Raw genomic sequence first — 21132 nt, 5'->3', positions numbered from 1 at the left:
GGCGATGATGGCAGCCAACGGCACCAGCGTTTCGATCCAGGACCTGTCCCTGAATTTCGGCTCTGTATCGGTGCTGCAGACCCTCAATCTCGAGGTCGCCGAGGGCGAGTTCATCGTGCTGCTCGGTCCTTCGGGCTGCGGCAAGTCGACCTTGCTCAACTGCATCGCCGGGCTGCTCGATATTTCCGAAGGCCGCATCTTCATCAAGGGCAAGAACGTCACCTGGGAGGAGCCCAAGGATCGCGGCATCGGCATGGTGTTCCAGTCCTATGCGCTTTATCCGCAAATGACGGTGGAGAAGAACCTGTCGTTCGGCCTGCGCGTTGCCGGCGTGCCCAGGGATGAGATCGCCAAGCGCATCGCACGCGCCGCCGAGATCCTGCAGATCGAGCCGCTTTTGCAGCGCAAGCCCGCGGCCTTGTCCGGCGGCCAACGCCAGCGCGTGGCGATCGGGCGGGCGCTGGTGCGCGACGTCGATGTCTTCCTGTTCGACGAGCCACTATCCAATCTCGACGCCAAGCTGCGCTCGGAACTGCGCGTCGAAATCAAGCTTCTGCATCGCAAGCTGCAGAACACCATGATCTACGTCACCCACGACCAGATCGAGGCGATGACGCTGGCCGACCGTATCGCGGTCATGCGCGGCGGCGTCATCCAGCAGCTCGACGCGCCGCAGACGATCTACAACCGGCCGGTCAACCGTTTTGTCGCGGGCTTCCTCGGCTCGCCGGCGATGAATTTCCTCGAAGGGGAGCTGGAAGCCGGTGCTGCTCCGGCGTTCAGGACCGACGGTGTTTCGGTGCCGCTCGACCGCTATACCTTTGACGGCACGGAGCGCCCGGCCGGCGCTTGCGTGCTGGGCATACGGCCTGAACACATCGCTTTCGGTGACGCTGCAAAGTCGATGCCGTTTTCCGCCGGCGGTTCGGTCGAGATCGTTGAGCCGATGGGTTCCGACACGCTGGTGTGGACCAAGCTTGCCGGCCGCAACTTCTCCTTCCGCGTCGAAGCGGAACGGACGCTGCGCAGCGGCGATCCGATCCAGTTCGGTTTCGATCCGGCGCGCGCCTCGCTGTTCGACGCTGCGACCGGCAATCGCCTGTGACCCTCTAGAATCATCCGCAAACCATCCTCCCAAGAACGATCCCCCTAAAACGATCTCGCGAAACGATCCCCCGAAAACATCCCCAAGCCTTAACCACCCAAGAAACGGACAGAGACGATGAACTGGTCATTCCAACTCTACAGCGCCCGCAATTTCCAGCCGTGGGACGGCATCCTGAAAATGCTCGGCAAGCTCGGCTACAAGGAAGTCGAAGGTTTCGGCGGCGTCTATGACGACCCCACGGCGTTCCGCGCCGAACTCGACAAGAACGGGCTTTCGATGCCGACCGGACATTTCTCGATCGATGCGCTGGAGAATGATTTCGACGGCGTACGCAAAACAGCCGACGCACTCGGCATCACGCTCGTTATCTGTCCCTATCTGCTGGCCGAGCAGCGGCCGGCCGACGCTGCCGGCTGGCGCGGCTTTGGCGAGCGTCTGGCCAAGGTCGGCGAGATCGCAAAAAAAGCCGGCTACGGCTTTGCCTGGCACAACCATGATTTCGAGTTCAAGACACTCGCCGACGGCTCGGTGCCGCAGGATCACATCCTGTCGGCTGCGCCCGACATCGGCTGGGAGATGGACGTCGCCTGGGTAGTCCGCGGCGGCGTTGATCCGCTGCCGTGGATCGAAAAGCACGGCAAGCGCATCAGCGCCGTCCATGTCAAGGACATGGCCAAGTCAGGCGAAGGCCTTGACGAGGACGGCTGGGCGGATGTCGGCCACGGCACCATCGACTGGGCCGGCCTGATCAAGACACTTCGGGCGAAGAGCGCGGCCAAATATTACGTCATGGAACAGGACAACCCCAACGACATCGAGCGCTTCGCCAGCCGCTCGCTCGCATCCGTCAAGGCTTACTAGGAACAATCATCATGGCAAAGAAACTGGGTATCGGCGTCATCGGCTGCGGCAACATCTCGAAAGCGTATTTCTCGCTGGCGCCTCTGTTTCGCGGCATCGAGATGCGCGCCTGCGCCGACATCAACATGGACGCGGCAAAGGCACGGGCGAAGGAGTTCAAGCTGCGCGCCGAGACCGTCGAAGAACTGCTCAAGGATGACGAGATCGACATCATCGTCAACCTCACCATCCCGGCGGTGCACTACGGGGTGTCGAAGCAGATCCTCGATGCCGGCAAGCACGTCTATTCGGAAAAGCCGTTCGTGCTGTCGGTCAAGGAAGGGCTCGACCTCAAGAGCCGGGCCGAGAAGAAAGGGCTGCGCATCGGTTCGGCTCCGGACACTTTCCTCGGCGGCGCGCACCAGCTGGTGCGCAACCTCATCGACACCGGCGCGCTCGGCAAGATCACCAGCGGCACCTGTCATGTGATGGGCCACGGCATGGAGCACTGGCACCCCAATCCCGATTTCTTCTTCCAGCCGGGCGCCGGGCCGGTGCTCGACATCGGGCCCTACTACATCACCAACCTGATCCAGCTGATCGGGCCGGTGAAGCAGGTGGCGGCCTTCGCGACAACGCCTGCCAAGGAGCGCACGATCTCGTCGAAACCGCGCGCGGGCGAGAAAATCCCGGTCAACACGCCGACAACGATCCACGGCCTGCTGGAGTTCGAGAACGGCGCCGTGATCACGCTCAACACCAGCTGGGACGTCTGGGCGCATGGTCACGCGCCGATGGAACTCTATGGTGAGACGGGCACGGTGTTCGTGCCGGATCCGAATTTCTTCGGTGGCGACGTGCGCATAACCAAGGCGGCAAAACCGGTGAAGAAACTGCCGAAATGGCAGCATCCGTTCGGCGTGCCCAACGAAATGCACGGCCAGGGCATGATGGCCAACTACCGCACCGCAGGCCTTGCCGACATGGCGCTGGCGATCGCCGAGGGCCGGCCGCATCGTTGCTCGATGGAGCTCGCGCTGCATGCCGTCGACGTCATGACCGGCCTGTTGCGGTCGGGCGAGACCGGCAAGTTCGTCGCCATGCAGACCAGCTGCGAGCGGCCAGCTGCACTCGGCGTCAAGGACGCAAAAGGACTGTTGGCGAAGCAGAAATGAGGTAGAAGGGTGTCGGCGCGCTCGCGCCGACACCCTTACAATCCAGGATCTGTACCCATGCGCTGGCAGCCGGCTGAAAACCGCTATGAGAAAATGCTCTACAACAGGTGCGGGCGATCCGGCCTGAAACTGCCGGCGATCTCGCTCGGCCTGTGGCACAATTTCGGCAACGACACGCCACACAAGACCAAGCAGGCGATCGCGCGCAAGGCCTTCGATATCGGCATCACCCATTTCGATCTTGCCAACAATTACGGCCCGCCGCCGGGCTCGGCCGAGATCGCCTTCGGCGAGATATTGCGCACCGACTTCGCCAGTTATCGCGACGAGCTGATCATCTCGACCAAGGCCGGCTATGAGATGTGGGCAGGGCCTTACGGCGAATGGGGCAGCCGCAAATATGTGCTGGCGAGCCTCGACCAGAGCCTGAAGCGGATGGGGCTCGACTATGTCGACATCTTCTATTCGCACCGCTTCGATCCGGATACGCCGCTTGAGGAAACGATGGGCGCGCTCGACCATGCGGTGCGTTCTGGCAAGGCGCTCTATGCCGGCATCTCGTCCTACAATTCGCAGCGCACGCGCGAGGCGGCCGACATATTGAAGCAGCTCGGTACGCCCTGCATCATCCATCAGCCGAGCTATTCGATGCTCAACCGCTGGGTCGAAGAGGACGGACTGCTCGATACGCTGGAAGGGCTCGGTGTCGGATCGATCGTGTTCTCGCCGCTGGCGCAAGGCATGCTGACCGACAAATATCTCGGCGGCATCCCCGAGGGTAGCCGCGCCAGCCAAGGCAAGTCGCTGCGGCCCGCCTTCATCAACGAAAAGACCATCGCTAACATCCAGGCGCTGAACGCGATCGCCGGCAAGCGTGGCCAGACGCTGGCGCAGATGGCGCTGACCTGGGTGCTGCGCAAGGGCCGGGTCACCTCGGCGCTGATCGGCGCCAGCCGGCCCGAACAGGTCGAGGACTGCGTCGGCGCGCTCAAGGTGCTCGAGTTCAGCGATGCCGAGCTCGCCGAAATCGACACTTACGCACGCGAGTCCGACATCAATCTGTGGGCGGCGTCGGCCGAGCGCAAAGGCCCGCCGCGGAAGTAAGCGGAACAGCCGGCACCGGACATGAATCAAAACGGCGGGAAAGATCCCGCCGTTTTGCGTTTATCAAGCTTCGGGCCCGTTCAGGGCTTCTTGGCCGTGCCGAGACCGGCCTTGGGCGCCGCCGCGGCTGCCGGAGCCGGGGTCTTCATCTTGGCTTCGATCCAACCCGTATAGTTGGCCAATCGCGTGTAGATGCCATAGGCATTCTTGTGGCCGCAAGCGGCGGTGCCGTCGGACGGACCTTCGCCCCAGGAGACGACGCCGACCTGGACCGGACCGTTGGCGCCGGTCATGAACAGCGGACCGCCGCTGTCGCCGTTGCAGGCGTCGCGTTCGCCGCTGTCGGTGCCGGCGCAGATCATGTTCTTGGTCAGCGGATCCGACATATCGGCGGCGATCGCATTGGCGGCGGCATCGATGCCCTTTTCCGAATAACGCATCCGGTGGGAGAGATCGCCAAGTGCCGCCTTTAGGTCATGCGCATAGATCGACTTGATGCCGCTGTTGCAGGCAGCGCTCGGCTCGAGATCGAGATCGGCCACCATCAGCGCGGTCGGGAAGGTGCCGTCCTGCATCTTGCCCCAGCCGATGACCGTGGTCTTGCCGCTGTCTGGCGTCGGCTCATTGGTGATCTTGATGACCGGCGCATCGGCGGGCTCCGCCAGCCGGAGCAGGCCGAGATCATTGTCCAGCGTCTGTTCGCTGTAGCCCTCGTTGACGATGACCTCGACCACCTTGTAGCGCTTGCCTTCGGTAAGATCGGTGGCGCCGGTCAGCACGGTCACCGTGTCGGGCGAAATCGGCCGGCCCTTGTCGTTGAGGCAGTGCGCCGCCGTCAGCACCCATTGCGGAGCAATCAGGCTGCCGCCGCAGAATTGCGCGTTCGGCTGCGAGGCCGGGCTGGGGTCCAGCCGGGCGCTGGTCAGCAGCGCCACCTGGAACGGATAGGCCCCTTTGTCGGCTTCCTTGCCGCCATAGACGCGGTCGGCCCCGTCGGGATTCTCGGCCTTGGCCTTGTCCCGGGATTCGGCGACGCGCTGCATCGGCGAGACCGCCGCTTCCGGCCTGGCGGCGTCGTCGGCTGCATAGAGCGCGTCGACAGCGGGGAAAGCGGCCGCGATGCCCAGCAGCGATGCAGCGGCAAGCGGCCTGAACCGATGGATAATGTTCACCTTGAAACCCTCCTGAGATGAAAAATGCCGAGCCATGCCGCCATGACGCATAACCAACAGAAGCGGTACCGGTACCTCGATCGCCTTCTGCCAGAACGAACGACATCCGCGCGGTCATAAAACCGAAATACGACTTTTGCTAATCGTGCCCCATCGGGCAGAGCCCACCCAAACCCTATAGCCCCCCACGGGCTACGTGGAAGCGATTTGTCATTGCCAATGTTGGATTATTTTAGGCAGTATATCGACGCGGGTGCGTTTGGCGGAGGGCTTTAACGAGGCCGCCCGGACCGATGATCCGATACGGGCGGGTAACCAAACTAATTTTTTAACTCCACCACGATCTCGACAATATTTCTGTATTTTGCTCCACTCCTTGCTGACTTTTGGGAGAGTCTCACCATGACGAAACTGACAAGCACTATCATTGCGTCCGCACTGCTATCCACCGCACTGTGGGCGATGCCTGCCTTCGCCGCCGATCCCGGCTCAGCGAATGCCGGCAATGGCGAAAGCATGCGCGATCTCGGAACGGGCGACTACCAGCCCGGCCGGGCAAAGCCGATCGCTCCGCCGAAACTGACCGAAGATGAAGCCAGCCGGGCAGCGCCGCTGACCGACGAGGGCACGGCGGTCAAATCCTATGGCATCGTCGGACGTTCCGCCGATGGCAAGGACATCAAGATCGATGCCGGCGAGACGCTGAAGGACCTTGTCATCAAGGAACTGAATGCGCCCGCTAACGCACCAGCGGCCAACAAGACCGGGCTGACGGGCGGCGACGAAGCCGGCCGCCAGGTGTTCGGGGCCGACGACCGCGAGCAGATCAAGAACACCAAGACCTACCCGTTCACCGCGATCGGCTATATCGAAGGCAAAGCCAAGAGCGGTTACGGCAGCTGCTCGGGAACCCTGATCGGTCCGCGCACGGTGCTCACCGCCGCGCATTGCCTCTACAGCAATGAAGACAAGGCCTGGCTCGACGACGTCATCTTCGTGCCGTCGCTCAACGGCAACACCGCCGACGATGCACCGTTTGGCGCTTTCAGCTACGAGAGCGTCTATATCCTGCAGGGCTTCATCGACAATTATCAGGGTTACTACGGCTCGGTCATTCCGTGGGACCTCGGCATCATCACGCTGAAGCAGGATGTCGGCACCAATCTCGGCTGGCTGGGTTATGCCAACTATGAGAACCTCGGCGATTTCACCGCAAACATCGTTGGCTACCCCGGCGACAAGCCGATGGGAACGATGTGGAAGGCGACCTGCGAAGTGAAAGCCGAAAACGTCGGCGCGGAGTATTTCCAGTACGACTGCGACACCTATCCGGGGTCGAGCGGCAGCTCGGTCTACGCCTATGACAATGGCGCCAAGCAGCGCGTCGTCACCGGCGTGAACGTGGCCGAAAGCCCCAACGCCAACACTGCGGTGCGCCTGAACGCTGCCAACGTGGCGTGGATCAACAGCCTGTACAAATAAGGCCCGATCTTTCGCCGGCAAACAGCGGCGAAAACCAGCAATACCAAACCGGCGGCGGGACGTTCCCGCCGCCGGTTTTTTGTATCGAAACACCTCTCTTGCACTGTGTTACAGCGGTGCTTACGCTAGGCGATCCAAGGGGTTGGGTAATAAGATGGCGCGGGCAAGAATGATCTTCGGGGTCAAAGCGATCGCGGCTGCGTCCACGCTGGCCGCACTGACATGCTTTTCCGCTATGGCCGATCAAGGCGGTGCCGCACCCGATGGCACCTGGGCCGAGCGGGTGCAAATCCTCTATCAAAGCGAAACACGTTCGGTGCTGCGCAAGAATGTACGGGTCTGGGATTCCCACCCGGGATTGGGTCTTGATTTCACCTGGGAGCCGGCAGCCGGCGTGTCGCCGGACCGCACCGTCGCAGCCGACGGCACCGTCAACGGCAAGGGCAGGCTGGTCTGGCGCGTACGCGGCTCGGCGAGCTACGACCCCAAGACGATCTATTCCAGCTATTTCGGCGAGATCAGGAATGGCCGCCCCGAAGGACAAGGCCGGCTGGAGCTGCGTTCAGGCGAGATTCTCGACGGCCGTTGGGTCGCCGGCCAGCTCGACGGCCATGCGATCCATGTCGATGCCGACGGCAATCGCTATGAAGGGCAATTCAGGGCCGGTGTGCCGAATGGCGAGGGCAGGCTGGAGACGAAGACAGGCAAGATATTCGTCGGCTCTTTTGCCGATGGGCTGAAGGACGGCAAGGGCCGCACCCGGTTGCCCGGCGGCACCGTCTACTGGTCGCAATGGGCGATGGGCAAGGAGATCGGCGGTGCGCGCCCCGATGTGCTGGCCGATGCCAGAGTGGGCGGGTTGCTCAAGGCGCAGACCGGCGGCGGTTCCGCCGACAAGGTCGAGATCGGCATTGCCGTCGACCAGCGCATGACGCAGCAGGCCGACATGCAGTACCAGCATCTCGTGCGCGACGAAGACATCGCGATCTATCCGGTGTCGGACCAGTACAATGATGCCTGGAACGGCACCGCAGAGATTCGTACCGGCAATGTCTATGAAGGCATGGACTGGGAGACGGCGCCGGCCTTCGCCGAAGTCGACCTCAAGACCACCGACCAGTCGAGGGTCAAGATCGACAGCCTGGAAATGAAGGTGGCCGCGAGCGAGGCCTACCGCAAGCCGATGCTGTCGATCAGCGAGCATTATGGCTGCGTCGGCTTCCGCCCCGACTTCTCGATCGTCAACAATGGCTGGGGCGAAGTGAAAGACATGAAGATGTCGATCCAGTTCACCAGGACCGACGAGGAGGACAACGCGACCGGCGAGCCGAGCCGCACGTTCACGAAGGACATCGGCACTTTCGGCGACGGCGTCGACGTCTCGATCAAGAACGTGCTGATTGAAGCCGGCGTCGACACAACCACGCTCGAGACCGAGCGCTTCACTTGCCCGTCAAGGGACAGCCTGGATGTCTGCCGCGCCCAGGTGGCCAACAAGGTCAAATTCGGCGACGTTGCCGATTACATCAGCGGCAGCGTCGAGAAAATGAGCGTGACCGGGATTGGCAAGCTCGATTATTCCTGGGCGGACGATCAGGGCGCTGTCTACCAGCAGAGCGAGCCGTTTCGCGTCATCGTCTCGCTGGTCAGCATCGAGGTCCCAGAATCGCTCGCCGAATGCGGCGATGGCGGCGGCGCGTCGCCCGAAGCGCTGCGCTACCAGAACATCGAATTTCCGATCGGCAAGACCGATTACAGCATCCCCATGCCGGTGCGCGGCAACAAGAATCTCAGCGCCTACACGGCACGGCTGAAAATGTGGTCGTCAATGTCGTCGATCCATCGCTTCAGCATCGCCGCCCATTTCGCCGATGGCAGCACACGCGAGAGCAAGCCGGCCACGTTCTTCTATTTCAGGCCGAAGCAGTCGCTGTTCGAAACCAGCACCAAGCCGGCGGTCTGCTATCTGCCGGAAGATCTGCAAGGCTGTTGAGGTCCTGTCACGTCCTTTCGGGAATCGCGTCATTTCGAGCCCATCTCGAAAAAATTGGGCAGCGGGATCAGCCGGGCAAAGATCGTGCCCTGGCTGAACACCCTGAGTTCCAGCATCGACCCGGACGATCGTTCGGCTTTCTGGTCGAACAGGAAATTGCCGAGCGAATAGATCTCCGCAACATCGCCACCGCCGAGCGGCAGGATCGCCTCGCTCGATACATGTGGATGACCGCCGACGATTGCCGTGACACCGCGCAGCCGCATCTGGTCGGCAAGCATCTCCTCGTGCGGCGACGGCTCCGTCTTGTACTCGCGGCCCCAATGGACGAAGGCAATCACCGGCCGCTCGGCATTGTCGTGCAGCAGCCGGTCGAGCAAAGCAGGCGTCAGAAGGTCGGTGTTCCTGGAGCCGTTGGTATCGATGTCGGTCAGCCCGACCAAGTCGAGATCGGCAAGCGCCAGCGTCTCGCCCTGGCCGAAATGGGCGATGCCGGCCGCATCGAGTGCGGCCAGCGTCTCGGCATAGCCTGACGGGCCGAGGTCGTAGGCGTGATTGTTGGCGAGGCTGACAGCGGCGACATGCAATTTCTTGAGCATGTCGATGGCGAGGTCTGCGGGCATGGCCAGCGTCATGTCGTCGATCGCCTCAGGGACGTTGGGCAGGATCACGCCTTCGAGATTGACGATCAGTGGCCGCGAGCGGGTCAGGGCCAGCACGCTTTCGACGATCTTCTCGGCAACACCGTCGCGGACCAGGATCTTCTTCATGGCGCGGCCGAAATTCACGTCGCCCGCGAAATAGTAGAGCTTGTCGTCGGGACGGGCAGGATTGTTGATGCCGGGGCCGAAGGCGCCGAACAGCGCCACGACATAGCTGGTGGTGCGCTCGACATAGTCGCTTGAATGCGCCTGCGAGTTCTCGTTGGCGACGACCAGCGGCGCAGCACCGAACAGTTCGCGCTGCAGCCTGGTCTGGATATAGAGCGCACCGACCGAATCGGCGTGATCCGGCTGGCGCAGCGCCGTGATGCCGTCGAGCGAACCGGCGGCGAGCATGTTCAGCGTCTGCTGGTCGAAACGCCTGGCTTCGTGCTGCGGCAGATAATGTGAGAAATCGGTGGATTCGACGATCAGCGTGTCCTTGTCGACGATCGCTTTCAGCGCCTGCGCCAGCCGGTCCCAGTCGCCGCGCTTCGCCTTGACCGACATCGCCACCGGCACGATGGTTGCCTCGGGAAAATAATGGTGCAGGAAGGGCAGCATGGCTTGAACGCCGTGCTCCTTGGCGAAGAGGCAGGAGTCCTCGACCATCTCGCTGTTCGCCTGGATAAGGCGCAGGGCTGCCGTGTCGGCCAGGACCGGGCCAAGCACAGTGTCGAAGCCGCGCGTCGTGGTGGCGAAGAGTTTCTGCGTCTTATGGAAATGGTCCGGCGACAGGATGACGATGCGCTTGTAGCGGAAGCCGGACGCGGCGTGGAAACCGAGTGCGACGAGATCTGCGACGAGCAGGTGGTGGGGGACTGTGATGCCGGTGAGGCGTTGGTTGGACGGCTCGATTCTGGCGACGGCGGCGATGGCGTCGGTGAAGAGTGTGGGGTCGGAGTAGAAGGACGGGAAGTTTGTGTCGCCGGGCGGGCAGGTGATGGGGGCGGCAGACGCTTGAAGCACTGAGAGGATAAGCAAGGCGGTGGCAAAGATCAGAATGCTGGTCCGTGCCCAGGCACCCCCCGCTGTCCTGCCGGACATCTCCCCCGCAAGGGGGGAGATTGGATGTCGCCTCGACTTTCGCCAATCACCAACCTTGAAAATAGATCTCCAGCAATGAAGAGACTGATCTCCCCCCTTGCGGGGGAGATGGCCGGCAGGCCAGAGGCGGGTGCCTGGGTGCCGACCTCTCACGGCTCAGCCAGCACAATGTTCTCCACGCCGCCGACATAGTAGAACGGCTTCTGCTTGGACGCGGTCAGCCGCAGCACTTCGCGCGAGATGTAGTCGGCGAGGCCGAACAGCGTCACGCCGCCGTCGGAGGTCTTGGCCCGGCCGCGCAGGCCTTCGAGGATCGAATAGGTGAAGACGCCATGGCCGAGCTCGGGCAGTTCGGCGGCGGTGTTGTTGGCAGCGGTGGCCGAGAAGACGACGATGCGTGCGTCCTGCGCGTCTTTTTCCAGGCGCGGGTTGAAGGCGTTGGCGGCGTGGCAGGTGTCGAGCAGCATGAAGCGCATGCCCTTGGCCCGCTCAACCGATTTCTGGATGTCGCCCCAGTCGACCAGCGAGGAGCGCTTCCAGCGGTCGGCATCCTGTTTGCGGCCGTCCGTGGGGATGAAATAATAATCTTCGTCGATGTTGATGCCGTGACCGGCGACGAAAATGATGGTGGTGTCGTTCTCGCCGGGTCTGTCGAGAAAGTCGGCGAGCTGGTCGTTGATCGTGTCGGAATCCGGTTCCAGGATGGTGTCGGCGCTGGCGACCTTGAACACGTCCTTGCCGGAATCGGGCGCCTCATCCAGCGCTTCGCGGTTGACCAGAACCAGCGTCTCCATCGCCGAAAACAAGGGCGCGGATTTCTGCGAGATCACCTTGAGGAATTCGGTGGCGTCATCGACGGGGTAGCGCAGATCGCAGGCACGGCCGGCGCAGGCATCGGTCAGGAAGGGATATTTATCGACGCCGATCACGGCGACGTAGAGCTTGCCCTTGTTGGCAGGCTTCTCGGTTTTCCGCGCCAAGGCTGTGACGCTGCGCTCGGTCAGGTAGCCGAACTCATTGGTGCCGGTGATGCGGATGGTGTTCTCGCCATTCTCGACCGGCACTTCGACGATGGTGCTCTTGCCGCCATCGGCCGAGCGTGCGGTGACATCGCCGACATTGCGGCTGTTCGACAGGATCGAAAACCCGGCGACATCGGCGCCGGCTTCCTGCGCGCCTGTGATCTCGACGGCGACATAGCCGTCGCGGACATTGCTCTGGTCGGCGGCAAGCTTGATGCCGAATTCAGGCGGCTTGCGCTCAAGCAGCTTTTCCAGCTCCCGGTCGACGCCGGGCCGCATTTCCTGGACGGCCTGTTCGGCGCTGCGCAGGACAATGGCCCGGCGCACCATTTCCGGGCTCCAGAGATACTTTTTCAGCTGGCCGGCACTGATGAAACGCCCTTCGTGGTCGCGACCCTGATTGACGTGCCAGCCTATCAACTTGTCGCCATCGGCCGAGGAATAATAATAGCCCTGCGGCATCCAGGCGATCCATTCGGAGCCGGCAAAGAACATCGACACGATCAGTTTGTGGGTCTTCAAATTCCACAGCCGCAAGGTCTGGTCGGCGCTGCCGGTGACCAACAGCCCTTCCTTCTCGGCGGCAACCATGGCGTTGATCTCGCCGGTGTGGCCGGTGAATTCACCCGATAGCTCGGCGGTCGCGGTTTTGTATTCCAACAGCGTGCCGTCGCTGCCGCCGGTGATCAGGCCAAGCCCATTGCCGATCAGCGTGTAAGCCGAATGGACGAAGCCATTGGTGGCGGCATTCTCGATGCTGTGCATCACCTTTCCGCCGCTCGCGATTTCGAGCACGGCATTCTCCAGGCCGTCCTTGCCGCCGGGGGCAGCACGGAGCGACCACTCACCCTCTGCGAGTGCCGCGCGGGCATAGGCGCCCTGTTCCGCAAACGCCACCGGGTCCTCGAAGAACCGCTCGGCCGTCGGTAGCGCCAGCACCTTGTCCAGCGTGCCCTGGAGTTCAGGACAGGACACGCGTTCGGGGCAGGGGTTGGCATTACCCCAGGCAATAGAGCTGCTCGCCGCATCGATCCCGATCGCCGCCACCGGTTCGCCGACCCCTTGCAGCAGCGCCTTGCGCTCGCCGGTCACGGGGTTCCAGACCTGGATGGCGTTGCGGGCGCCGCCGGCTGTCGCCACCAGCGAACCGTCGGCATTGCTGGCGCCGGCAAACACCGTGCCGTCATGGCCGCCATAGTCGAGCATCGGATCGCCGCTGTCCGTGTTCCAGACCACCGAGCGATGCTTGTCGGCGCAGCGATAGCTGCAGGATGCGACCAGCCGGGAACCGGTGGCGAAGCTCAGCGCGCCGATCTGGAAATCCTGCTTGGGCATGGCGCGAACGAACTTGCCGTCGCTGGTCTGCCAGAGCTGGACACCGCCGTCCTTGCTGCCGGTGGCGAACAGCCTGCCATCCAATGACACGGCGAGTGCGGCGACGCCGACATCGCGCAGCGGTTCGGCCTCGGCGGGCAAAGCGATTTCCTCTGACTTGGCGACGTCCCAGAGCCGGATGCCATTGTCGGTGGTCGTCGCTGCCAGCCGGGTTCCCGCAGCGGCGAAGGCGAGCTTTTCCACACGCCAGGAATCGGCATCGAATTTTTCCGCCAGCGTCCAGCCCGACGCGGATTTGTCGTCCGCCCGCCAGAGGTAGACGAAACCATCGCCACCGCCGGCGGCGAGCGTGTTTCCGTCGGGTGAAAAGGCGACATCATAGATGGCATAGTCGGCGGCCTTGAGCACGGTTTTGATCCTGCCGGTGGCGAAATCGAACAGCCTGATATCGCCATAAGGGGGCTTGTCGCCGATGCCGGCGCCGAAATAACCGCCGGCGGCGATCGTCTTGCCATCCGGCGACACGGCAATCGCAAAGACCTTGCCGTCATTGCCATTGCCAAGATAGCCGCGAATGGTGCGCAGCGTCACCCCGCTCTGCCAGTCCCAGATGCGGATGGTCTTGTCGTCAGATGCGGAGACCAGTTCCTCGCCGTCCGGCGTGAAGGCAAGGTCGGTGACCCTGGCGCTGTGGCCGCCGGTGTTGAGATCGAGGTGGAAATCGAGGTCCTCGGCACCGGCGGTTGACGTTAACGCCAGAAGACCGACCAGGATTAGCCACCGGATAGCACGCAAGGGATGGGAGCTGCCCGGCACCTTGTTGCGCCGCTATTTGGAGTCGGCGGGCGGCGCCGACCCGTGACGCACATAATTCTCGATCGCCTGGGCATAACTGGCGGAACCGGCCTTGCGCTCTTTTTCGATGTAGCCGGCAAAATAGCTCCAGAACGACACCGCATAGTCGCGGAAATAGGCATCGGCGACATCGCGCGAACAGAGCTTGCCCTCAACGCAGATGGAGAGACGATTGAGGAAATAGACGATGCGATCAAAATTGTCGTTGAAATCGGCGATCGGCATGGTGCCGCCGCCGGCAGTCATCGCCTCAATGCCAATGCGTTGCCGGAAGACCCGTTCCTCGGTCGGCGACGGCGTGGCGCTGAGCAGATTGTCGTATTTGGCGTTGAGCGACGAGAGGCGCTCCTTGAGCGCGCGCTGCGCCTGCTGAAAATCCTTGCTTTCCCAAAGCTCGACCAGCGACATCGTCTGCTCGACGCGCTTCTGTTCCTGGTTTGCCAGAAACTGGAAGACCGAGAAGCCCAAGGTGAAGACGATCGCCAGGCGCACGGCGAGACCCGACCAGGCATAGATCAGCATGCGCCAGTCGCGGTCGGTGAACGGGTTGGCTTCCTTCTTGATCTCGTGACTGCTCGGCCACGGAAAGCCTTCGGTGGTTTCGGGCAAGGTCGCCGGCTTCTTGGCCGGTGCCGGCGCCGATGTGGCTGGCGATTTTTGCGTTGCAGTGCCCCCCGGCTTTTTCATCCGCAGCTGTCCAGTCGGATAATGGCGGTGGGATCGAGCACGATGCCGGGTGTCTCCAGCTTCTTTTTCAGGCAATCGAGCTGCGTGCGCGAAATCATGAACTGCACGTCCGGTTCGGCAGCCGCCTTGCTGGGTGACGGCAAGGGCTCGACCACGCCGCGCGAGGCGCAGCTGGAGAGATCGACGACAACGGCCGTGTTGCCGGTCTTGGCGATCTGGTCGTACTGGTCGAGAAAGCAGGTGGCGAGCTCGGAGTTGGTGACGATCTGCTTGGCGCACAGGCCGCAATTCTCGTCCGCCGAGGCGCTGGCAACCAGCAACAGGCTTCCGGCAAGGCCGGCCGTCGCTGCACGCCAGGAGAGCACGGGGATAGTCACTGATGTCCTCATCTGTTGCATTCAGCCGCGGCGCATAGAAGTGTCGCGAGCCGGGAATGTTCATATATCACGCCGGCAAGAGCCGGCGAAGCGATGTCAGGTCAGGCGCGGGGCACCGTCTCCATCGGGAAGATCATCACCGCGCCTTTGGGACCGCTCTTGTCGGCAAGCCGCATCACCGAGCGCGTCGCCGGCGCCATGCCGATGTCGGCCAGCATGTCGGAAAAACCAGGCGTTCCCGATGCGGCACGCGTCACGGCGCGCACGCCTTCCTGGGCAAGAAAGCTCAGATCCTCTTTCTCGCTCTGCGGCGGCGCCTCGGTCAGCACGGCAATCATGCGCTCCATGCCGAAGCTGGTGTCGGTGAAGGCGAGCAGCCCTTCCTTCAGGCCCTGATCGGCCTGCTGGTTGATCGGCGCCAGCCGCTCGGCGACGATATGGGTGATCGAATAGTCGCTGCCGATGTAGAGCACGTTGATGTCGACGAACTCGTCGGACCCGTTCTTGGCCGCAATGTGTACCTGATCGCCCGGCGAAACGCGCGGCACCGTCGAGGATTCGATCGGCTCCAGCACATCGCTGTCCTGGCGCTTGATCAGGAACTGGACGCTGACCTCGTCCGGCCGGTAGTCGGACGCCGCGGCGAGCCGCGACAGGCCGGTGGCGCGGAAGATCGTGGTCAGGTTCTTGGCTGTGTTTTCCGCAAGCTTGTCGCGGCCATCCTGATGGATGACGATGCGCGGCGGCTTGCTGCCGTCCTTCAAGCTGATGTCGCCGGACGCCGGCAGGAACCACAGCGCCGGTTCGTCGCTGGCGTTGGCGGCAGCGCCGTCCATGGATTTTTCGCGCAGCACCGCAAGCCGCAGATCGGCGCTCTTGCCGGGCTCGACCAGCGCGATGTGGAAGCCGGACTTCGGCTTCGCCACCAATTCGTCCAGAACCGAATTGACCAGCTCGGTTTCTTTATCGAGCCCTGCGGTCGGCGCCGGCTTTGCCACCAGCAGCTTGTAGTCGACTGCGAGTTCGGCAACGCGCGCATAGGCGCCGGCGGGCACCGCCGTCGGCGCAAGCGCCGGCTTGCCGTCGAATTCGACCGGTGCGAGCTGGCTTTCGAGGTTTTTTGCCAATTTCACTTCGAGATAGCCGACGGCGTCGGAGAGCTTCGACAGCGCCGAAGGCAAAATGGCGAGCTTGCTGCCGGGGGTCAGACCCTGCAGCAGCCCGGCGCCGATCGCGACATCGCCGTCCTTGACGGCAATCGGCCATTGCATGACGGCGTCGGTCTTGTCGGTGCCGAACACGCGGGCGTCCAGTTCGCCCTCGAACAGGGGCGTCGGCCTTGTGCGGCCGTCGGCCGAATATTGCTGCAGCACGGCCTGGCCGAGCTGGCGATAGGTGACGTTGGGGTTCTCGGCCAATTTCGACAGGATGGTGAAGGTGAACAGGCCGAAGCGCGGCGCGTCGGGCGTGCCCTTGGGCAGCGGCATTTCCGGCGTCGTCTCGACCGTCTGCGCGGCATAGAAGGCGACCAGCTTGCCCCTGGCGATCGGCTCTGCGCCGGTCGGCGTCAGGTTGAAGGCCGGCTTGCGGCCGCCATTCTCGTCGAAACCGCGCGATGCGCTTGCCGAGATGTCGTCATAGGCCTTCACCGCCGCTGCTCTCGCCGCGTTGTCGCCGCCGACGAGGTCGGCGAACTCGACCTTGCGCTCCAGTTCGTCATCGACTTCCGCGGCGCGCGTCGCGGTGCCCGAATGGCAGCAGTCGAACACCACCCAGACAAAGGCGCCCTTGTCGCGGATGGCGTCGAGTGCGGCGCCGACCTCGTTGTCGACCAGCGCGTTCGGCACGCCCTCTTCGCGGTTGATCCATTTGTCGATATCGGACGGCAGGAAAATCTCGTCGAGGCCGTCGGTCTCGTCACCGGCCTTGGCTTGCGGCTGCTGGGCGCCGTGGCCCGACAGATGCAGATAGACGAAATCGTCGCGTTGCACCTTGCCGGCGAGGTCGGCAAGAGCGGCCTTGATCGCCGCATGCGTCGGCGGGCCGTTGGCGCCTTCGACGTCCTTGGCGAGCAGGATCACGTTCTCGGCCGAGAACTTCACCGGATCGGGCGTGTTCTTCAGGAGATAGTCGCGCACTAGGCCGGCATCGTTCTTCGGCCCGATCAGCCAGTTCTTCTGCGGCAGGTTCGGATAGTCGGTGCAGGCAACCAGCAGCGCGTGATAGGTGCGCGAGGCGGCGAGGGCGCGGAACGAGACCGTACCGGCAGCCACAAGCGCCGACGTGCCGACGAGCAGCGTCCGTCGTGTCAGTTTGATCATAATTGCTTCCCCAAGCCCGATCGAATTTGCAAGTGCGGCACCTTTCGTCGCGAATTTTGTCAGTATTTTGAATGTGGTCGGTGCCGTCAATCGGCGGTGGTGGTCATGGTGTCGATGGCGATAACGGAAACAGTGGCAAAAAGCCCGCTTCATCGCTATCTCAAGGGAATTGAGACCGTCGCATGGCAGAAATGATTTGCGAGCGGCGCTGGATCAAACAGATAGAACATGATGTCGTCCGAGAACCGCTCCACACTTTTCGGCATCATGCTCTAAACGATCGGAAAACGGGATCATGGCGGCAAGGGATGTGCTGACGAAGAATCAGCTGAGCGTGCTCGAAAAGCTCGAGGCCGCCAGCGGACCGCTCAGCGCCTATACGCTTCTCGACCAGCTGCGCGAGCGCGGTTTCCGCGCGCCGCTACAGGTTTACCGGGCGCTCGACAGCCTGGTGAAGTCAGGCTTCGTGCACCGGTTGGAAAGCCTCAACTCCTTCGTCGCCTGCGCCGAACCGCACGACCATACGCATTCGATGACAGCCTTCGCTATCTGCGACACATGCGGGCAGGTGATGGAGATGTCCGACCATGACGTCGACCATCGGCTGGACGAATGGGTGCGCTCGACCGGGTTTGCTGCGAAGAAGGCGGTGATCGAGTTTCGAGGGACGTGTGCCAAGTGCCTGGCTGAGGCTGCCTAACGTTTCGACGCTGGCGGGACAGCACCCCCCTCTGTCCTGCCGGACATCTCCCCCGCAAGGGGGGAGATTGGCAGTTCAAGCGCTGCGCCCATTGCAGCAACGTCGGAGATTGGCGAAACCGGAAGTGGCGGCTGATCTCCCCCCTTGCGGGGGAGATGCCCGGCAGGGCAGAGGGGGGTGTGAAGGATCGCGGCGTATCCGGCGCTAATGCGCCTCGTCCCAGTTGTTCGCTGCGCGGGCATCGACATGCAGCGGCACCGACATCGAGATGGCCGGCATCGGCGCGTTCTCCATCACCCTGCGCACCACGGGGATCGTCGCCTCGACTTCCGCTTCAACCGTCTCGAAGATCAATTCGTCATGCACCTGCAAGAGCATGCGGGCGGACAGGCCGGCCTTTTCCAGCGCCTCGTCCATATGCACCATGGCGCGGCGGATGATATCGGCAGCGGTGCCTTGCAGCCTGGCGTTGATCGAGGCGCGCTCGTTGAAGGCACGGATCGACGGGTTTGACGACCGGATCTCAGGATAGTGGATGCGGCGGCCGAAGATGGTTTCGACGAAGCCATGCTCGCGGGCATAGGCTTTTGTTGCCTCGATATAGTCGCGGATGCCGGGGAAACGCTCGAAATACTTCTTGATGTAGGCGCCGGCCTCCTCGCGCGGGATCGACAGCTGGTTGGCGAGCCCAAAGGCCGAGATGCCGTAGATGATGCCGAAATTGATCGCCTTGGCGCGGCGGCGCACTTCGGAAGGCATGCCTTCGACCGGCACGTTGAACATTTCCGAGGCGGTGATGGCGTGGATGTCGGCGCCATCGGCGAAGGCCTGCTTCAACTGCGGGATCTCGGCGACGTGGGCAAGCACGCGCAGTTCGATCTGGCTGTAGTCGGCCGAGACCAGTTTCTGGCCCTTGTCGGCGATGAAGGCCGTCCTGATCTTGCGTCCCTCCGCGGTGCGCACCGGGATGTTCTGCAGATTGGGATCGGAGGAGGACAGCCGGCCCGTCGTCGTTGCGGCCAGCGCATACGATGTGTGCACGCGCCTGGTGTCGGGATGGATGAAGCCGGGCAGCGCGTCGGTGTAGGTCGATTTCAGCTTGGTCAGCTGACGCCAGTCGACGATCTTGCGCGGCAGTTCGTGGCCTTCGGCGGCGAGGTCTTCCAGAAGCTGCGCGGAGGTCGACCATTGCCCGGTCTTGGTCTTGGAGCCGCCGGGCAGGCCCATGCGGCCGAACAGGATGTCGCCGAGTTGCTTTGGCGACCCGATGTTGATGCGCTCGCCGACAAGGCCGTAGATTTCCTCTTCCAGCCGTGCGGCGCCTTGCGCCAACTCGCCGGAGAGCCGCGACAGGATCTGGCGGTCGACTGAGATGCCGCGCTGTTCCATCCGCGCCAGCACCGGCACCAGCGGCCGTTCCAGCCGCTCATAGACCGAAACCAGGCCCTTGGCGGCAAGTCGCGGCTTCAGCACCTGCCATAGCCGCAACGCTACGTCGGCATGGCCGGCGGCGTAGGCGGTCGCCCGGTCGATGTCGACCTGCTCGAACCCGACCGAGCTTCTGCCGGAACCGGCGAGATCCTTGAGCGGCGTCGTGGCATGGCCGAGCCATTTGTCGGCAAGCGAGGACAAAGTGTGGTGGCCGGTGCCGGCGTCGAGCACATAGGAAATCAACATCGTGTCGTCGAAGGGTGCGATATCGATGCCGTGGCGGCTCATGACGACGATGTCGTATTTGGCGTCCTGGGCGATCTTGAGCACCGATTTGTCTTCCAGCAACGGCTTCAGCAGCGCCAGCGCCTCGCGGACCGGAATCTGGTTCTCCAGCGTGCCGCCGCCGAGCAGGTCGCCAGCGCCGCTCTTGTGGGCGAGCGGCACATAGGCGGCGCGGCCGGGGCCGATCGCCAGGGAGAAACCGATGAGGTCGGCCAGCATCGGATCGGAAGACGTGGTTTCGGTGTCGAAGGCGACGGTTCCGGTCTCCTTGGCTTGGGCCAGCCAGGTCTTGAGCGTTGCCGTGTCGCGGATGGCGACATAGGCGGCAGGATCGATTTTGGCCGCGGCGGCCGTTTCCAGGCGAAGTGCGGCAAGCAGCGAAGGCGCGTCCCCGGCCCTTGCGGTTTCGGATTTGGCTTCATCCTGTGTTGCCGCAGGCACCGGTGTGCCGGAGCCGACATCGGGGCCGTGCGCGGTGTCGGCGCGCTCGACGGTGACGGCGACAGCCTGCACATCGCCGGCTTCGGTGCTGGTCGCCTCGGCCACACGGCGGGTCAGCGAGGTGAATTCCATGGTTTTGAGAAAGCCGATCAGCTTCGGCCCATCCGGCGCATGCAGCACGAAATCGTCGAGCCCGTCGGTCACCGGCACGTCGTTCTTCAGCGTCACCAGCTGGCGCGATATGCGCGCCTTGTCGGCATTGGCGATGATGGATTCGCGCCTCTTGTCCTGCTTGATCTCGCTGGCCCGGGCGAGCAGCCCGTCAAGGTCGCCGAACTGTTCCAGAAGCTGCGCCGCCGTTTTCGGCCCGATGCCGGGTACGCCCGGCACATTGTCGACGGAGTCGCCGGTCAGCGCCTGCAGGTCTATCATCTTTTCCGGCGGCACGCCCCATTTCTCGATGACTTCGGGGATGCCGATCTGGCGGTCCTTCATCGGGTCGTACATGCCGACCGTGGGTCCGACCAGCTGCATCAGATCCTTGTCAGAGGAGATGATAGTGGTGTCGCAGCCGGCCTCGCACGCCAGCCTGGCATAAGTGGCGATGAGGTCGTCGGCCTCGTAGCCTTCGATCTCGATGCAAGGCAGGTTGAAGGCCACGGTTGCCTGGCGGATCAGACCGAATTGCGGGATCAGGTCTTCGGGCGGTGCGTTGCGGTTGGCCTTGTATTCCGGGTAAAGATCATTGCGGAAGGTTTTCGACGAATAATCGAAAATGACCGCTAAATGCGTCGGCACGATGCCTACATCGGTGTTGCGGGCGTCCTGCATCAGCTTCCACAACATGTTGCAGAAGCCGGAGACCGCGCCGACCGGCAGCCCATCGGATTTGCGGGTCAGCGGCGGCAGCGCATGATAGGCGCGAAAGATGTAGCCGGAGCCGTCGATAAGGAAGAGATGGTCGCCTTTTTTCATGCCGGCAGGGATAGCGCGGCAGGACGGCGCGGTCCATGGCAAAGGCGGGCTTCCAACAGGTGTTGCGGCGACATGCTGACA

General features: G+C 63.0%; 14 protein-coding genes. 7 read left to right on the top strand and 7 right to left on the bottom strand.

Features of this window, described 5'->3' with window-relative positions:
- Positions 1–4: 4 nt before the first annotated feature.
- The 4 genes from AC3EML_RS30435 to mgrA all read left to right on the top strand — a co-directional run bounded on the left by AC3EML_RS30435 (position 5) and on the right by mgrA (position 4227).
- Positions 5–1105, top strand: a complete 1101-nt coding sequence (locus AC3EML_RS30435; RefSeq protein ID WP_081726210.1) for an ABC transporter ATP-binding protein — start codon at positions 5–7, stop codon at positions 1103–1105.
- A gap of 117 nt (positions 1106–1222) precedes the next feature.
- The gene (locus AC3EML_RS30430; protein ID WP_023712315.1) at positions 1223–1969 is read left to right on the top strand and encodes a sugar phosphate isomerase/epimerase family protein; all 747 of its coding nucleotides are present in this window, start codon (positions 1223–1225) and stop codon (positions 1967–1969) included.
- A gap of 11 nt (positions 1970–1980) precedes the next feature.
- A complete protein-coding gene (locus tag AC3EML_RS30425) occupies positions 1981–3123 on the top strand; it encodes a Gfo/Idh/MocA family protein (protein WP_023744075.1) in 1143 nt (380 codons plus the stop codon).
- A 57-nt stretch (positions 3124–3180) separates the two neighbouring features.
- The gene (gene mgrA, locus AC3EML_RS30420) at positions 3181–4227 is read left to right on the top strand and encodes an L-glyceraldehyde 3-phosphate reductase (RefSeq protein WP_352521591.1); all 1047 of its coding nucleotides are present in this window, start codon (positions 3181–3183) and stop codon (positions 4225–4227) included.
- A gap of 80 nt (positions 4228–4307) precedes the next feature.
- Here the strand turns inward: mgrA and AC3EML_RS30415 are convergent, their stop codons facing one another.
- Positions 4308–5399: a S1 family serine peptidase gene (locus AC3EML_RS30415; protein WP_023683034.1), complete on the bottom strand. Its 1092-nt coding sequence runs from the start codon at positions 5397–5399 to the stop codon at positions 4308–4310.
- A 402-nt stretch (positions 5400–5801) separates the two neighbouring features.
- Here AC3EML_RS30415 and AC3EML_RS30410 point away from each other — a divergent pair, with 402 nt between their 5' ends.
- Both AC3EML_RS30410 and AC3EML_RS30405 read left to right on the top strand, forming a co-directional pair.
- Positions 5802–6881 carry a trypsin-like serine peptidase gene (locus AC3EML_RS30410; RefSeq protein WP_023683035.1) on the top strand — a complete coding sequence of 360 codons (1080 nt, stop codon included), beginning with the start codon at positions 5802–5804 and terminating at the stop codon, positions 6879–6881.
- Between the two features lie 154 nt (positions 6882–7035).
- On the top strand, positions 7036–8874 hold the full coding sequence (locus AC3EML_RS30405; protein ID WP_352521590.1) for an MORN repeat-containing protein: 1839 nt from the start codon (positions 7036–7038) through the stop codon (positions 8872–8874).
- Positions 8875–8903: 29 nt separating this feature from the next.
- Here the strand turns inward: AC3EML_RS30405 and amrB are convergent, their stop codons facing one another.
- The 5 genes from amrB to AC3EML_RS30380 all read right to left on the bottom strand — a co-directional run bounded on the left by amrB (position 8904) and on the right by AC3EML_RS30380 (position 17219).
- Positions 8904–10622: an AmmeMemoRadiSam system protein B gene (gene amrB, locus AC3EML_RS30400; RefSeq protein WP_023751424.1), complete on the bottom strand. Its 1719-nt coding sequence runs from the start codon at positions 10620–10622 to the stop codon at positions 8904–8906.
- 149 nt (positions 10623–10771) lie between these two features.
- A complete protein-coding gene (locus AC3EML_RS30395) occupies positions 10772–13795 on the bottom strand; it encodes a caspase family protein (protein ID WP_488505381.1) in 3024 nt (1007 codons plus the stop codon).
- Positions 13796–13807: 12 nt separating this feature from the next.
- On the bottom strand, positions 13808–14521 hold the full coding sequence (locus AC3EML_RS30390) for a DUF4760 domain-containing protein (protein WP_023700125.1): 714 nt from the start codon (positions 14519–14521) through the stop codon (positions 13808–13810).
- Positions 14518–14898 (bottom strand): hypothetical protein, encoded by a 381-nt coding sequence (locus AC3EML_RS30385; protein WP_245261352.1) that lies wholly within the window; start codon positions 14896–14898, stop codon positions 14518–14520. Before AC3EML_RS30385 ends, AC3EML_RS30390 begins: the two co-directional genes overlap by 4 nt.
- Before the next feature lie 101 nt (positions 14899–14999).
- Positions 15000–17219 carry a caspase family protein gene (locus AC3EML_RS30380; protein WP_023704223.1) on the bottom strand — a complete coding sequence of 740 codons (2220 nt, stop codon included), beginning with the start codon at positions 17217–17219 and terminating at the stop codon, positions 15000–15002.
- Positions 17220–17514: 295 nt separating this feature from the next.
- Between AC3EML_RS30380 and AC3EML_RS30375 the strand changes: the two genes are divergently transcribed.
- A complete protein-coding gene (locus AC3EML_RS30375; protein WP_023669789.1) occupies positions 17515–17919 on the top strand; it encodes a Fur family transcriptional regulator in 405 nt (134 codons plus the stop codon).
- A 204-nt stretch (positions 17920–18123) separates the two neighbouring features.
- On the opposite strand, the gene polA is transcribed toward AC3EML_RS30375, so the two are convergent.
- Positions 18124–21051 carry a DNA polymerase I gene (polA, locus tag AC3EML_RS30370; RefSeq protein WP_352521630.1) on the bottom strand — a complete coding sequence of 976 codons (2928 nt, stop codon included), beginning with the start codon at positions 21049–21051 and terminating at the stop codon, positions 18124–18126.
- Positions 21052–21132 lie beyond the last annotated feature (81 nt).

This window comes from Mesorhizobium sp. P170090, from assembly GCF_057786115.1.
This window is presented reverse-complemented; position numbering and strand designations above follow the sequence as displayed.

What these genes read in the sequence shown, in the direction of transcription:
- polA (WP_352521630.1), bottom strand. Translation starts at nt 21,051, where the DNA reads ATGAAAAAAGGCGACCATCTCTTCCTTATCGACGGCTCCGGCTACATC.
- AC3EML_RS30410 (WP_023683035.1), top strand. Translation starts at nt 5,802, where the DNA reads ATGACGAAACTGACAAGCACTATCATTGCGTCCGCACTGCTATCCACC.
- AC3EML_RS30375 (WP_023669789.1), top strand. Translation starts at nt 17,515, where the DNA reads ATGGCGGCAAGGGATGTGCTGACGAAGAATCAGCTGAGCGTGCTCGAA.
- AC3EML_RS30435 (WP_081726210.1), top strand. Translation starts at nt 5, where the DNA reads ATGATGGCAGCCAACGGCACCAGCGTTTCGATCCAGGACCTGTCCCTG.
- amrB (WP_023751424.1), bottom strand. Translation starts at nt 10,622, where the DNA reads ATGTCCGGCAGGACAGCGGGGGGTGCCTGGGCACGGACCAGCATTCTG.
- AC3EML_RS30425 (WP_023744075.1), top strand. Translation starts at nt 1,981, where the DNA reads ATGGCAAAGAAACTGGGTATCGGCGTCATCGGCTGCGGCAACATCTCG.
- AC3EML_RS30405 (WP_352521590.1), top strand. Translation starts at nt 7,036, where the DNA reads ATGGCGCGGGCAAGAATGATCTTCGGGGTCAAAGCGATCGCGGCTGCG.
- AC3EML_RS30380 (WP_023704223.1), bottom strand. Translation starts at nt 17,219, where the DNA reads ATGATCAAACTGACACGACGGACGCTGCTCGTCGGCACGTCGGCGCTT.
- mgrA (WP_352521591.1), top strand. Translation starts at nt 3,181, where the DNA reads ATGCGCTGGCAGCCGGCTGAAAACCGCTATGAGAAAATGCTCTACAAC.
- AC3EML_RS30390 (WP_023700125.1), bottom strand. Translation starts at nt 14,521, where the DNA reads ATGAAAAAGCCGGGGGGCACTGCAACGCAAAAATCGCCAGCCACATCG.
- AC3EML_RS30430 (WP_023712315.1), top strand. Translation starts at nt 1,223, where the DNA reads ATGAACTGGTCATTCCAACTCTACAGCGCCCGCAATTTCCAGCCGTGG.